This window comes from Streptomyces sp. NPDC096132, from assembly GCF_044763345.1.
Classification (GTDB): domain Bacteria; phylum Actinomycetota; class Actinomycetes; order Streptomycetales; family Streptomycetaceae; genus Streptomyces.
Genome location: NZ_JBIWGA010000005.1, coordinates 375,666 through 389,399, shown reverse-complemented (window position 1 = coordinate 389,399; position 13,734 = coordinate 375,666). Strand labels below are relative to the sequence as shown.

General features: G+C 71.0%; 12 protein-coding genes. 7 read left to right on the top strand and 5 right to left on the bottom strand.

Translation table 11 applies throughout. From position 1 onward, the window contains the following. Positions 1–2 precede the first annotated feature (2 nt). From ACIRF9_RS14930 to ACIRF9_RS14920, 3 genes are all read right to left on the bottom strand, one after another. Positions 3–707, bottom strand: a complete 705-nt coding sequence (locus tag ACIRF9_RS14930) for a hypothetical protein (protein WP_403820835.1) — start codon at positions 705–707, stop codon at positions 3–5. 118 nt (positions 708–825) lie between these two features. After that, complete coding sequence (locus tag ACIRF9_RS14925; RefSeq protein WP_403820833.1) at positions 826–1,524, bottom strand: response regulator transcription factor; 699 nt, start codon at positions 1,522–1,524, stop codon at positions 826–828. A 458-nt stretch (positions 1,525–1,982) separates the two neighbouring features. After that, positions 1,983–3,206 (bottom strand): RNA-guided endonuclease InsQ/TnpB family protein, encoded by a 1,224-nt coding sequence (locus ACIRF9_RS14920; protein WP_403820830.1) that lies wholly within the window; start codon positions 3,204–3,206, stop codon positions 1,983–1,985. A gap of 50 nt (positions 3,207–3,256) precedes the next feature. Between ACIRF9_RS14920 and ACIRF9_RS14915 the strand changes: the two genes are divergently transcribed. Further along, entirely contained in the window at positions 3,257–3,415 is a 159-nt protein-coding gene (locus ACIRF9_RS14915) for an Arc family DNA-binding protein (RefSeq protein ID WP_403820827.1), read from the top strand. Between the two features lie 568 nt (positions 3,416–3,983). Here the strand turns inward: ACIRF9_RS14915 and ACIRF9_RS14910 are convergent. Beyond that, a complete protein-coding gene (locus tag ACIRF9_RS14910) occupies positions 3,984–4,943 on the bottom strand; it encodes a DeoR/GlpR family DNA-binding transcription regulator (RefSeq protein WP_403820824.1) in 960 nt (319 codons plus the stop codon). Between the two features lie 563 nt (positions 4,944–5,506). Between ACIRF9_RS14910 and ACIRF9_RS14905 the strand changes: the two genes are divergently transcribed. Next, positions 5,507–6,169, top strand: a complete 663-nt coding sequence (locus ACIRF9_RS14905; RefSeq protein ID WP_403820822.1) for a hypothetical protein — start codon at positions 5,507–5,509, stop codon at positions 6,167–6,169. Positions 6,170–6,298: 129 nt separating this feature from the next. Further along, positions 6,299–8,197 (top strand): hypothetical protein, encoded by a 1,899-nt coding sequence (locus ACIRF9_RS14900; RefSeq protein WP_403820819.1) that lies wholly within the window; start codon positions 6,299–6,301, stop codon positions 8,195–8,197. A 58-nt stretch (positions 8,198–8,255) separates the two neighbouring features. On the opposite strand, the gene ACIRF9_RS14895 is transcribed toward ACIRF9_RS14900, so the two are convergent. Next, positions 8,256–9,704: an NAD(P)H-quinone dehydrogenase gene (locus ACIRF9_RS14895; RefSeq protein WP_403820817.1), complete on the bottom strand. Its 1,449-nt coding sequence runs from the start codon at positions 9,702–9,704 to the stop codon at positions 8,256–8,258. A gap of 96 nt (positions 9,705–9,800) precedes the next feature. Here ACIRF9_RS14895 and ACIRF9_RS14890 point away from each other — a divergent pair, with 96 nt between their 5' ends. The 4 genes from ACIRF9_RS14890 to ACIRF9_RS14875 all read left to right on the top strand — a co-directional run bounded on the left by ACIRF9_RS14890 (position 9,801) and on the right by ACIRF9_RS14875 (position 13,646). Further along, entirely contained in the window at positions 9,801–10,247 is a 447-nt protein-coding gene (locus tag ACIRF9_RS14890) for a gamma-glutamylcyclotransferase (protein WP_403820814.1), read from the top strand. Between the two features lie 15 nt (positions 10,248–10,262). Continuing rightward, complete coding sequence (locus tag ACIRF9_RS14885; RefSeq protein WP_403820811.1) at positions 10,263–10,559, top strand: type II toxin-antitoxin system RelE/ParE family toxin; 297 nt, start codon at positions 10,263–10,265, stop codon at positions 10,557–10,559. A gap of 136 nt (positions 10,560–10,695) precedes the next feature. After that, positions 10,696–11,520, top strand: a complete 825-nt coding sequence (locus ACIRF9_RS14880) for a purine-nucleoside phosphorylase (protein WP_403820808.1) — start codon at positions 10,696–10,698, stop codon at positions 11,518–11,520. Positions 11,521–12,014: 494 nt separating this feature from the next. Next, positions 12,015–13,646, top strand: a complete 1,632-nt coding sequence (locus ACIRF9_RS14875; protein WP_403820805.1) for a phospho-sugar mutase — start codon at positions 12,015–12,017, stop codon at positions 13,644–13,646. The last annotated feature ends 88 nt before the right edge of the window (positions 13,647–13,734 follow it).

Here is a 13,734-nt window from a genome sequence, read left to right as displayed (position 1 = left end):
TTCTACGCGGCGGCCCGCACCCAGCCGGTGCCGTGCCGGGCGACGACCAGGCCGGTGGCGCCGAAGCCGACGGCGAGCATCAGGAACGTGGCGACGGTGAGCGGCATGATGCCGCCGACGTAGCCGACCACGTTGAGCGGCATGGAGAGGATCAGCACCCAGGCGGCCCAGGCCGGAATCACCCGGCCGCGCAGCAGGGCGATGCCGAGCAGGACCGCGCCGACGACGTGCGCGACGACGAAGTAGAGCGTGGGGACTCCGGTCACGGCCAGCGCGTAGGTGCCGTCTCCGGCCTTGACCAGCGCCTCCTGGCTCACGCCCTTGTCGAGCCCGCCGAGGACGACGAGGTCCATGGACGGGGTCGAGGAGATCGCCAGCAGTCCGGTGCCGAAGACGGCCGCGCCCCACAGACCGAGCTTCGGCGCGTACCGCGTGGCGACGAGCCCGACGACGACCGTGCCCACGGTGAGGAGGATCGAGCCCACCACCCAGAACCACTGGGTGAGCTCGGCGGCCGTCCGGTGCTCGGCGAGCTTGCGCACGATCTCCTTGCTGGAGTCGCTGGTCCCGTACGGGGTGAGCGCCATGCCGACGGCGAGCAGGATCGGTCCGAGACCCGCGGCGACGGCCGCGAGGAGGCGGGCGGGGCCCGGGGCGGTGGCGGTGTCCGCGGCGGAAGTCTCAGGGCGTGACGGTGTCGTGGTCATGGGTCCCCCTTGCCGACCGGCCCCGCGCGGGGCGTTCTCAGTCAGTGAAGCGGCCGGGGCTCGGCCATGACCATCCGTCAATTCTGACGGATCGCGACATGTCGTGTGTACGGGTGGTTCAGTCGAGCAGGCCCAGTTCCCGCCCCCGGTGCAGCAGGGCGGCGGTGTGGCCGGCGTCGAGTTTGCGGTGCAGGGAGGCGATGTAGCCGCGCACGGTGACGGGAGAGAGGCCCAGCTGGCGGGCGGTCTCGGTGGCCGTGCGGCCGGCGTGGAGGTGGCGCAGGGTGCGGTGTTCCTGTGCGGTGACGCCGATGAGCCGGGCGATGGCCCGGCCCCGGGCGAGGTCACGGAGCAGCAGCAGCGCGGGCAGTCCGGGGCCGGCGGAGGGGACGTACCGCACCTCGGTGTCCCGTGCGGTGAACGTGTCGGGGCCGCCGAGCCGTGGGTCGTCCCGTACGGCGGCCAGCAGGCGGGCGGCGGTGGCGTCGAGGGGGTGCGGGCGACCGTCCTCGTCGAGGCGGGCGACGCCGCGGCCGCCCCCGCCGACCAGTTCCAGCGCGGCGGCCGCGAGCAGCCGCAGCCGCTCCCGCCGGGCCAACTGCGCCTCCACCAGGGCGAGTTGCTGTTGTGCGAAGCCGAACAGGTCGCGGTCGTCCCCGGTGAAGTCCCGCCCGGAGCGCACCAGCGCGTACCCCTCGACGACGCCCGGGTCCGCGCCGGCCGAGGCGACGAGGTGCCGCAGGTGACCGAAGGGCCGGAAGTCGAGGTTGTAGCAGTGGGTGCGCCGCCACTGCCGCTCGCCGGCCACGTCGCTCACCCTCCCCCACTCTCGGCTTCGCTCGAGCGGGGGGACCCCCACCGTCCTCCGCGGTCGGGGTCTGGAGCATGATCTCGGTGAGCGGGTGGTCCAGCGGGTGGTCGTAGATGACCATCGGGTCCTCGTGGAAGGAGTCCCGGGGCAGTGACAGCGTGAACAGTCCGGCGCCGTCGACCGACAGCCGGTAGCACTGTGCCGCGTCCGCCGCCACGAGGCGCATCAGCTCGGGCAGCGCCCGCTCCTGCAACTCCGCCACGGAGTCGGCCTCTTCGAGCCCACGTACGAGCGACAGCACACGCCGCGCGTCCGCACCGCTGATCTCCATCACGTCCCCCGGAGCTGCGTCGACGCCCCTGGGAAAACGCTACGGCCCGCGCCGCCCCGACGTGGCCCGCGCGCACCCATCCTCACCAGCAAGATTGACATCCTCCCCTCCCTGAAGGGAGGGGATTCCCGGCTCAGGCTGCCTGTGGGAGCGGCGCTCCCACAGGTCTTACGCCCTCGGCACCAGCCGGGTTGAGACCAGCCCGGACGAGCATCACGCGGGCGGAGTTCTTGTCCCTGGGGGAGACGGCTCCGCACGCGGTGCAGGTGTAGGTACGTTCCGACAGCGGAAGTGCGTGCTTGGCTCTCGCTCCGCACGACGCGCAGTCCATGGTGGTGTGCGCTGGGTTGACGAGGCGGATGTCCCGTCCGTGCTTGCGGCCCATCTCGATCAGGGCCGTCTTCGTGGCGCCGATCGCCGCGTCAGCGGCTTTGCGGGCCATGGTGGTCTTGGCCAGGAACTTCGGCCGGAAGTCCTCCACGGCGATCGCGTCATGATCGCGGACGACCTTCTTGGCCCACTTGCGGGCGGTGTCCTGCCGTTGCCGGGCGATCTTCGCGTAGACCTTGGCGCGCGACTTCTTCGCCTCACGATGGCCCTTTGACGATGCCTGTCCTTTCTTCGGCTTGCGGCGGGCCACCATCCGGTCGTACCGGCTCAGCCTCGCCTGGGCCTTGCGGCCATGCTGCAGGTGGGGGAGGTCGTGGGCGTCGGATGTGGTGGTGACGGTCTCCTTCACCCCCCAGTCCACACCGAGCACCCGGCCCGTGGCGGGGAGCGGCTGCACCTCGGTCGTGACGACGAACGACGCGTACCAGTGGCCCATCGCATCCTGGTACACACGCACGCTGGACGGCGCGGTGGGCAGTTCGCGGGACCACACCACAGTCAGGCTGATGCCGCCCGCGAGGTGGAGGCGTCCGTCCTTCAAGCGGAAGCCCCGGGTGGTGTAGTTCAGCGTGGGCAGCGCGTCACGTTTGCGCTTGATGCGGGGCATCCCGGCACGCTGCCGCACCGGCAGCCCGGCCTTGATGTCCTTCATCGCCTTGGCGCGGGACTTCGCGCAATCGCGGATGGTCTGCTGCTGCGGTACCGAGGCGCCCTCACGCAGCCACGTCATCGCGGTACGGGCCTCGGTCAACATCTTGTCGAGCTGTGCCGGGCCGCACGTCGTCTTCTCGGCGGTGTCCCGGTTCGCGGTGTGGACCTTGCGGGACATGGCCACGCACTCGTTCCACACCCACCGGCAGCGAGCCCACTCGGCCATCAGACCCGCGCGGGCGGCCGACGACACGCGAAGCCGGTAGGTGTATCGAGCATGCCCGACATCCTCCGCCTGTCGTTTCACCGTCTCCATGACGTCAAATGTACGTCACTCTTGCATAGGAAGGCAACTACAGTGGCGGCATGGACGAAGAGAAGCGCATCACTGTCCGGCTCCCCCTGGAGCTCCACGAAAGGCTCGCCACACTCGCAAAGCGGGACCGCAGGTCGGTCAACGGCGAGATCGTGCATCTCCTGGAGGTCGCACTCGCCAGTCACTCGGTGGACACCGAATCGCCCTGACGGCGATTCGGCTTCCCTGCCCTGCTCCGCAGGAATCCGATTCCTCCCCGGCCTGAAGGCCGGGGCATCCTCGGAGGAACCAGGTGACCTGAGGCACGGGACCCCCGGGCATCCCTTCGGGGTCGGCGGGCGCCCATCGGGCCGACGCCTCGGGCGGGCGCCACTCGACCACGGACGCCGCTGGGTGAACGACCCGCAAAGACCTCCCGCGACGACCGACGCACTCCGCGGCTGGTGACGCACCGAAGACGGCCGTGGCCGGTACCTCCGCGACGACACGGACGACCTCATCGGCGACAGCAACCGGCGTGCCAGCGGCGACGGCTGCTCTTCCCCGGCTGCAACCAGCGCCCACAGCCGGCCTATCCCTTCGACGGAGACCCGCCCCTCGTCGACACCAGCTGCTCCACCCCGACAGCAACCGGCGCCCGCAACCGACCCATCCCTTCGACGGCAACTGCTCTTCCCGACGGGAGTCCGCTCCCGAGTGGCACGCAGCCGGCCCTCCCTACCGCGACCGGCACTCCGACTGCGGGCGCGGCCGGCTGTTCGGCGCCGGACCGAAGCCTCAGCGGCGGCGCATGTCCGCGACCCGGGCGCGTTCCGGGGGCTGTTCGCCGAGGACCGCGGCCGTGCGCAGGCCCGTGGCGGCGCCCGGGACCTGGCCCCGGCGCGGGGCCGGGAGGGGGACGTCCCGGCGCTGCTGCTGGGGGCGCGCCGGGACCGCGTCACCCCCCGGGCTGCCGGACGCCCCGGCCACGGCGATCTGCACCCCCTGGTCCGCGAGGGCCTGGAGTTCGGTGGCGGCGCGGTCGTCGTGCGCGGGTGGCTCGTCGGTCACCAGGCGGGTGATGACGTCCGTGGGCACGGTCTGGAACATGGTGTCCGTGCCGAGCTTGGTGTGGTCGGCGAGCACGACGACCTCGGCGGCGGCCTGGACGAGGGCCCGGTCGACGGACGCCGACAGCATGTTGGACGTGGACAGTCCGCGTTCGGCGGTGAGGCCGCTCCCGGAGAGGAAGGCTCTGGAGACGCGCAGCCCCTGCAGGGACTGTTCGGCTCCGCTGCCGACGAGGGCGTAGTTGGAGCCGCGCAGGGTGCCCCCGGTCATCACGACTTCGACTCTGTTGGCGTGGGCCAACGCCTGGGCCACCAGGAGGGAGTTGGTGACGACCGTCAGACCGGGAACGCGCGCGAGACGGCGGGCGAGTTCCTGGGTGGTCGTACCGGCCCCCACCACGATGGCCTCGCCCTCTTCGACGAAGTTGGCGGCGAGGTCCGCGATGGCGGTCTTCTCGGCGGTCGCGAGATGGGATTTCTGCGGAAAGCCGGACTCCCGCGTGAACCCGCCCGGCAATACCGCACCGCCGTGCCGGCGGTCGAGGAGTCCTTCTGCCTCCAGTGCGCGCACGTCCCGCCGTACGGTCACTTCGGAGGTCTGGACGACGCGGGCGAGCTCACGGAGCGACACGGCCCCGTTCGCTCGCACCATTTCGAGGATCAATTGGCGACGTTCTGCAGCGAACACGAAACTGACAGTAACGCGGGCGACCGTCTGCTTTCAGCTCTTTACACCGGATAGTCGAAGTTGTTCGCACAGGGGGTCGGGGAGTGGTATAGGGCCCCGATTCCGGCGCTTCACACCTGCCCTCAGCCCTCCCGTCACCCCTTTCGCCGGACTCCGCCGCCTGATCTGGTCATCCGTCAGATGTTGTCGATGGCGACCGAGTTGGAAGACTTGCGTTTCAAACCCGCTTCCCCTGCAGTTCCATCATCACCTTTGCCCTTCAAACCTCACCCGAGATAAGCTAGTTGAATCTGCGTTACACCCTGGAGCGACTACCTCGTCCGCAAGAGGGCGTCCCACCAGCGGATTCATGAGTATCCGCCCGGTCAGACCCCCTCTCCGGCACGTTCGGCGTACCGGTTCCTCACGGAACCGCCCCCGTCGGGCCTGTCGCAGGCGTACGACTCCCTCGGTCCACCACTGGAATGCGCGAGCGCCGAGTGCCCTCACGCGACGGAGTGCAGGAAGACGGACCTCCCCGGTCGCCTCCTGCGTAGAGCCGCAAGGCTCCGAGGAGGCTGGACATGTGTGCTGCCCGTATGTACCACGTCCCCGAGAACGACGAGTCGGGAACCATCGCCCTGTGTGACGAGTCGATGCGCCATGGCGCCGACTCCGCCGGGGTCTATCTGCTCTCCGCGATCATCGTGCCGGCGACCACGCTGCCCATGGTGCGGGATCGCATGACCGGGCTGCGCCTGCCGGGACAGCGGAAGAAACTGCACTGGCGGGACGAATCGGCGCCCCGACGAACGCTGGCCGCCGACGGATTGGCCGCGTTGCGCGCCGACATCGTCGTCGCCACCTGGTGTGGGATGAGCCGCGACAAGCAGGAGCGCGCCCGCCGCAAGGGCATGGAAGGACTGCTGCTGGACCTGGGTCGCCGCGGTGTCAGTCACGCTCTGTTCGAATCCCGCGGACCTGACCGGGACCGAGCCGACGTGGCCTCTCTGGCGGGACTGCGCCGGTCAGGTGCCCTGCCGCCCTCGCTGCGGGTGAGCCACGCACCGGGCAACGACGAGCCCGCGCTGTGGTGTGCCGACATCGCGGCCGGGGCCTACAGCGCCGCCATCGGCGGCGTGCCGGACTACTGGACGGCCACTCTGCGCGGCTCCAAGGGCACGGTGCTGACCTGCGGAGCGTGTGGGACGCCTCACATGCCCGTCGTAGCAGCGGAAGCCGACTGAGAAAGCGCGAAGGCCAGGCGTCCGTCGTCCGGCGGATGGCCTGGCCCCACTTCCGGCCCCTCCTGGGGTCGGCTGTACAACCACTTTGCCTCCCCGCCAGTCGGGGGTCAAGCGGAAGGTCTGACACGTATGAGTGACATCGATCCCCCCTACGAGCTGCCCGAGGACGAGTACCGCAACCGCGTCGGCGTCCTCGTCGACCGGCTCAAAGACCTGCAGGTCCGCGACATGAGAGCGGTACGGGCAGCAGCCGAGCGTATCGTGGATCACCCCAACGGCACGACACACACGATCGACACGGCCGCTCAGCTGCTCACCGCGGTTGTCGACCCCCGAGCCGTCCGGGCCAATCAGATACGGTCCCAACGCGTGCGGGGCGGACGGATACTCCACCTGCTGCGCGCCAGCGTGTGGACACCCCTGCTGCTGGTCGATGCGACGAACGGCCGTTTCGTGGTCGACCAGGCCTACCTCTCCGACCCCCAGGTCATCCCGGGGACGACCTTGAAGGTGGCGCTCGCGGCACCGGACTCCTCCGGGACCGTTCCCTCTCTCATCTACCGCGGCACCCGGCAGGCCGTCGCGACCGCGCTGGACGAGAACGCGGACTACGTCAGGCAGGCGAACTCCTGGGAAGCCGACATCCGGATCAACGGGATTCTGATGCCCCTGCTGGCGGGGCATGTCGAGTACCGCTTCACCGACGCCCCGTCGCGCCCCGCGGTCGGCGTCGTGGACGGTACCTCCCGCACCGCGTCGGCGCATAGGATCCTCGGACTCGCCGAGTCGGACATCGTCGCCGCTACCCCCGAGTCGCAGCGCAAGTGGCTCACTCGCCGCTTGAAGGATCTGACGGACACCGTCGGGGTGCTCGCGTCCGGCACCGAACCGGACGAGGAGGGACTGCTGACCGCAGAGGGCGTGGTGAACGCGCTGACCGCGGAGGCCGACCTGATCGTCGGCTGGGGCTGGGACGAACAAACGACAGGCCGACCCTCCCACGTCGAACCGACCTATGCGAGCACGCTGAACCTGGCCCTCGGCGCACAGAACATCGAGCCCAAGTCCTTCTCCGCGGAAGCCCAGAGCACCCTGCTCGCGGAGCGGTCCGTGAACACGCTGGCAGACTACGGGCTGATCAGCCACACCGAACTCGTGTACGCGCTGGGCCGCGAGGACCTTACGGAAGTCGCGCGGAAACTCGGTTACAGCCGGCACCGTGACGAACGCTGTGCCTGGCTCATCCGCCTCATGACCACCCCCGAGCCCAAACTGCGGAAGGTGCTGAACGAGGCACTCAACACCAAGGCCTTCTCGGCCAAGAACCGCTCACGCCCCACCATCGAACTGGCGCTGCGCTCGTTCTCGGGGCACGACCACCAGTACCTCGACCGTGCCCGCAACGCCGCCGTACACGCCTTGTGGACGGACGTGGGCACGACTCCCTGGAGCGTCCACTCGCGCCCGGACAACGAGGCCCTCGACGAACTTGAGGACGAGGCGCTGGCCGAGGTGCACGACGGGCAGCCCGGCTCCCGCTGCCAGGAAGTGGCAGCACGGGGCATCGTCCCGCTCCTCGCCCTGGGCGGGCTCGGCGTGGACCGCGGTTCAGCCCAGTTCCGAGGCCAACCAGCCGTGGTGATCGCCCGCATGATGAAGAACGAGTGGGGGATCCGACAGCTGATGGCCACGGTGCGGGCCTCGCGCGAGGACCGTCCCTTCCCCCGCCTTGATCCCGACGGCAGGCAGTTGCCCGACGACGTGCAGCGGAACACGCCGTCGTACAACAACAACTGGCTACGCGAGCAGGTCCTGAGCGAGGAGGTAACCACACCGGTCACTGAGGCCGAAGAACCGGAGAAGGTGCTCTTTCAATCGCTTCAGACGGCCTGGGACGCGCTTGAGCGATACCGGGAGCTGAAGGATCCGGCTTACGACTCCCTCACCGACGACAAATGGCGGGAGGCGGCCAAGACTGCCGGCCGCCTGTCCAAGAACATCAACAAATACGTGCAGGAAGAAGACTGACCACCGCGCACGCGGGCGCCGGGACACAACAGCCCTCGTGTCCCGGAATGCCACGGGGTCAGGCCTCCCCCGCCGCCTTGCGCGTGTGCAGCTGCCGGGCCACCTCGGCGATCGACCCCGAAAGGGACGGGTACACGGTGAACGCGTTCGCGATCTGTTCGACCGTCAGATTGTTGTCGACGGCGATCGAGATGGGGTGGATCAGTTCCGAGGCGCGCGGCGAGACGACCACACCGCCGACGACGATCCCGGTGCCGGGCCGGCAGAAGATCTTGACGAAGCCGTCGCGGATGCCCTGCATCTTGGCGCGCGGGTTGCGCAGCAGGGGCAGCTTGACGACCCGGGCGTCGATCACGCCGGCGTCGACGTCGGCCTGCGTGTAGCCGACGGTGGCGATCTCGGGGTCGGTGAAGACGTTCGAGGAGACGGTCTTGAGGTTGAGCGGGGCCACCGCGTCGCCGAGGAAGTGGTACATGGCGATACGTCCCTGCATGGCGGCGACGGACGCGAGCGCGAACACCCCGGTCACGTCACCGGCGGCGTACACGCCCGGCGCGGTGGTCCTGGACACCTTGTCGGTCCAGATGTGACCGGAGTCGCGGAGCTTGACGCCCGCCTCCTCCAGGCCGAGGCCCGCGCTGTTGGGGACGGCGCCGACGGCCATGAGGCAGTGCGAGCCGGTGATGACCCGCCCGTCGGAGAGGGTGACCTCGACGCGGTCGCCGACCCGCTTGGCGGACTCGGCGCGGGAGCGGGCCATGACGTTCATCCCGCGGCGCCGGAAGACGTCCTCCAGGACGGCGGCGGCGTCCGGGTCCTCGCCGGGCAGCACGCGGTCGCGGGAGGAGACCAGGGTGACCTTGGAGCCGAGGGCCTGGTAGGCGCCGGCGAACTCGGCACCGGTGACACCCGAGCCGACCACGATGAGCTCCTCGGGCAGCTCGCCGAGGTCGTAGACCTGGGTCCAGTTCAGGATGCGCTCGCCGTCGGGCTGGGCGTCCGGCAGCTCGCGGGGGTGACCGCCGGTGGCGATCAGCACGGCGTCGGCGACGAGGGTCTCCTCGGTGCCGTCGGCGGCGGTGACGACGACCTTGCGGGAGCCGTCCAGGGCCTGCATGCCCTCCAGCCGGCCCTTGCCGCGCAGCACCCGGGCGCCGGCCCGGGTGACGGAGGCGGTGATGTCGTGCGACTGCGCGAGGGCGAGCCGCTTCACACGCCGGTTGACCTTGCCGAGGTCCACCCCCACGACCCGGGCCGCCTGCTCCAGCGGCGGGGTGTCGTCGGCGACGATGATGCCGAGTTCCTCGTACGACGAGTCGAAGGTCGTCATGACCTCGGCCGTAGCGATAAGGGTCTTCGACGGCACGCAGTCGGTCAGCACCGACGCTCCGCCCAGACCGTCGCAGTCGACGACGGTCACCTCCGCGCCGAGCTGCGCGGCCACCAGGGCCGCCTCATAGCCGCCGGGTCCGCCACCGATGATCACGATCCGAGTCACGTACTCCATTGTCCCGCACCCCGCGCGGTGGTCCTGCGCCGGGGGCTGAGCCGGTCGCCACTGTTGCCGAAGTGACACGTGTGCCGGCTGCCGTACCCTCCTCCCATGTCGCTCTACGCCGCGTACGCCGGCAACCTCGACGCGCGGCTGATGACCCGCCGCGCCCCGCACTCGCCCCTGCGCGCGACGGGCTGGCTCAACGGCTGGCGGCTGACCTTCGGCGGCGAGCAGCTCGGCTGGGAGGGCGCGCTGGCGACGGTCGTGGAGGACACCGCGGACCCGGAGGCGCAGGTCTTCGTCACCCTGTACGACATCGCCCCGATGGACGAGGAGTCCCTGGACCGCTGGGAGGGCGTCGGCCTCGGCATCTACCGCCGGGCCCGGGTCCGGGTGCACACCCTGGACGGCGAGACCGGCGCGTGGGTGTACGTGCTCAACGGGTACGAGGGCGGGCTGCCGTCGGCCCGCTACCTCGGGGAGATCGCCGACGCGGCGGAGTCGGCCGGGGCGCCGCACGACTACGTGATGGAGCTGCGGAAAAGGCCCTGCTGACCGATCCTGGTGTGCATGAGCGGGGCACGGCACGGTTACGAGGTCCACTACACCGAGCAGGCCGCGGCGGAGCGTGACGCGCTGGACGCACGGCTGCGCGCCCGGTTCGACAAGGGCGTCGACGTGCTGGCCCGCGACCCCTACCTCCCCGCGTCCCGCGCCGTCAGCGCCACCGGCGACGACCGCACGGTCCGGCTCACCGAGCACATCTTCGCCGAGTACATCGTCAGCCGCGGACGGCTGCTGATCTTCGTCGTCGACGTCTTCAGCGACCAGGACGTCCTCGTCCCCGAGGAGGGGTCGGACCTGTGACGGGGCCGCCTCTGCGAACCGCCCCTGCGATGCGCCCCTGCGATGCCCTCCTGGATGGAAACGACAAGGCAACGATCGCCTTCCCGTGTGCTCTGTCATCTACGCGCGTAGGCAAGAACCGGCTACCCTCATCCGCGTGAACGCATCTCTTCTCCCGGACGACATCCAGGGCGACCCGCACGCCGCCGCCGACGCCGCCGCCGCGCGCCTGCGCGAACTGACCGGCGCCGAGACCCACGACGTCGCCCTCGTGATGGGCTCCGGCTGGGCACCCGCCGTGGACGCCCTGGGCGCCCCCGACGCCGAGTTCCCGGTCACCGAGCTGCCCGGTTTCCCGCCGCCGGCGGTCGAGGGCCACGGCGGCAAGATCCGCTCGTACCGCATCGGTGAGAAGCGCGCCCTGGTGTTCCTGGGCCGCACCCACTACTACGAGGGCCGCGGCGTCGCCGCCGTCGCGCACGGTGTCCGTACGGCCGTGTCGGCGGGCTGCAAGACCATCGTCCTGACCAACGGCTGCGGCGGTCTGCGCGAGGGCATGCGCCCCGGCCAGCCGGTCCTGATCAGCGACCACATCAACCTCACGGCGACCTCCCCGATCGTCGGCGCGAACTTCGTCGACCTCACCGACCTGTACTCGCCGCGGCTGCGCGCCCTGTGCAAGGAGATCGACCCCACGCTGGAGGAGGGCGTCTACGCCCAGTTCCCCGGCCCGCACTACGAGACGCCGGCCGAGATCCGGATGGCCCGCGTCATCGGCGCGGACCTGGTGGGCATGTCGACGGTGCTGGAGGCCATCGCGGCGCGTGAGGCCGGCGCCGAGGTACTGGGTATCTCCCTGGTGACCAACCTCGCCGCCGGAATGACGGGCGAGCCGCTGAACCACGAGGAGGTCCTCCAGGCGGGACGGGACTCGGCGACACGGATGGGCTCGCTGCTGGCCCAGGTACTGGGCCGCCTGTAGGCAACGCACCAGGGGGCTCCGCCCCCTGGCCCCCGGCCTACAACCGGCCCACCACCGGCTCGCCGACAGGACGGGGCCCCATCCAGCCCGTCCGGCGTTCCAGCCTCGGCCGGCGCACCGCAGCCCTTCCGGTGTTCCAGCCCGTCCGGCGCACCCCAGCCCGTCCGGCGTCTCCGGCCCCGGCCGGGATTCCAGCCCGTCCGGCGCATCCAACCCCGGCCGGCGCATCCAACCCCGGCCGGTACATCCCAGCCCGTCCGGCGTCTCCAGCCCCGGCCGGGATTCCAGCCCGTCCGGCGTCTCCAGCCCCGGCCGGGATTCCAGCCCGTCCGGCGTCTCCAGCCCCGGCCGGGATTCCAGCCCGTCCGGCGTTTGAGGACGAGGCCCCTTCAGGGCCGAAGCGGGGGTCTGGGGGCGGCAGCCCCCAGGGACGGGACGGGTAGGGGCGGCGGGGGCGAGAAAACCCACGACCACACACGAGAGGTTGACCCACCGTGCACGACGACCTCACCACCCGTGCTCAGACCTGGCTCGCCGAGGACCCCGACCCGCAGACCCGCGCCGAACTCGCGAAGCTCATCGAGTCCGGAGAGGTCACGGAACTCGCCGACCGCTTCTCCGGCACCCTCCAGTTCGGCACGGCCGGCCTGCGGGGCGAGCTGGGCGCCGGCCCGATGCGCATGAACCGCTCGGTCGTCATCCGCGCCGCCGCCGGCCTCGCGGCGTACCTCAAGGGCAAGGGCCAGGAGAACGGCCTCGTCGTCATCGGCTACGACGCCCGCCACAAGTCCGCCGACTTCGCCCGGGACACGGCGGCCGTGATGACCGGCGCGGGTCTGCGCGCCGCCGTACTCCCCCGCCCCCTCCCCACCCCCGTCCTGGCGTACGCCATAAGGCACCTCGGCGCGGTCGCCGGCGTCGAGGTCACCGCCAGCCACAACCCGCCGCGCGACAACGGCTACAAGGTCTACCTGGGCGACGGTTCGCAGATCGTCCCGCCCGCCGACGCGGAGATCGCCGCCGAGATCGCCGCCGTCCGCTCCCTGGACGACGTACCGCGCCCGGAGTCCGGCTGGGAGACCCTCGACGACGCCGTCCTGGACGCCTACCTGGCCCGCACCGACGCCGTGCTCGCCACCGGCTCCCCCCGGACCGCCCGCACCGTCTACACGGCGATGCACGGCGTCGGCAAGGACGTCCTGCTCGCCGCCTTCGCCCGCGCCGGGTTCCCCGAGCCCGTCCTCGTCGCCGAGCAGGCCGAACCCGACCCGGAATTCCCGACCGTCGCCTTCCCCAACCCGGAGGAGCCGGGCGCGATGGACCTGGCCTTCGCCACGGCCCGGGCGACCGGCCCCGATCTGATCGTCGCCAACGACCCGGACGCCGACCGCTGCGCCGTGGCCGTCCCCGACGGCGGCGACTGGCGGATGCTGCGCGGCGACGAGGTCGGTGCCCTGCTCGCCGCCCACCTGGTCCGCAGGGGCGCCCGCGGCACCTTCGCCGAGTCGATCGTCTCCTCCTCCCTCCTCGGCCGTATCGCCGAGAAGGCGGGGCTGCCCCACGAGGAGACCCTCACCGGCTTCAAGTGGATCGCCCGCGTCGAGGGCCTGCGCTACGGCTACGAGGAGGCCCTCGGCTACTGCGTGGACCCGGAGGGCGTGCGCGACAAGGACGGCATCACCGCCGCGCTGCTGATCACCGAGCTCGCCTCGCAGCTCAAGGAGGAGGGCCGGACCCTCCTCGACCTGCTGGACGACCTCGCCGTGGAGCACGGTCTGCACGCCACCGACCAGCTCTCGGTCCGCGTCCAGGACCTCTCGGTCATCGCCCGCGCCATGGAGCGGCTGCGCGAGCATCCCCCGACCGCCCTCGCGGGCCTGGCCGTCACCAGGGCCGAGGACCTCACCCAGGGGACGGACACGCTCCCGCCCACCGACGGACTGCGCTACACCCTCGACGGCGCCCGCGTCATCGTCCGGCCCAGCGGCACCGAGCCCAAGCTGAAGTGCTATCTGGAGGTGGTGATCCCGGTGACCGACCTCGCGGCCCTCCCGGCCGCCCGCACCAGGGCGAACGACCTGCTCGCGGCCATCAAGCGGGACCTGTCGGCGGCGGCCGGCATCTGACCGTACGACGCCCCTCGGGAAGATCGGGGACCCGACTGCCCCGGCCCCCTCGGCCGGGGCAGTCGGGGTTCGTGAGGGCAGGTCAGGT

Excerpts from the sequence above, each read along its gene's own strand:
- ACIRF9_RS14930 (WP_403820835.1), bottom strand. The coding sequence starts at position 707 with ATGACCACGACACCGTCACGCCCTGAGACTTCCGCCGCGGACACCGCC.
- ACIRF9_RS14895 (WP_403820817.1), bottom strand. The coding sequence starts at position 9,704 with ATGGAGTACGTGACTCGGATCGTGATCATCGGTGGCGGACCCGGCGGC.
- ACIRF9_RS14900 (WP_403820819.1), top strand. The coding sequence starts at position 6,299 with ATGAGTGACATCGATCCCCCCTACGAGCTGCCCGAGGACGAGTACCGC.
- ACIRF9_RS14890 (WP_403820814.1), top strand. The coding sequence starts at position 9,801 with ATGTCGCTCTACGCCGCGTACGCCGGCAACCTCGACGCGCGGCTGATG.
- ACIRF9_RS14905 (WP_403820822.1), top strand. The coding sequence starts at position 5,507 with ATGTGTGCTGCCCGTATGTACCACGTCCCCGAGAACGACGAGTCGGGA.
- ACIRF9_RS14885 (WP_403820811.1), top strand. The coding sequence starts at position 10,263 with ATGAGCGGGGCACGGCACGGTTACGAGGTCCACTACACCGAGCAGGCC.
- ACIRF9_RS14920 (WP_403820830.1), bottom strand. The coding sequence starts at position 3,206 with ATGGAGACGGTGAAACGACAGGCGGAGGATGTCGGGCATGCTCGATAC.
- ACIRF9_RS14915 (WP_403820827.1), top strand. The coding sequence starts at position 3,257 with ATGGACGAAGAGAAGCGCATCACTGTCCGGCTCCCCCTGGAGCTCCAC.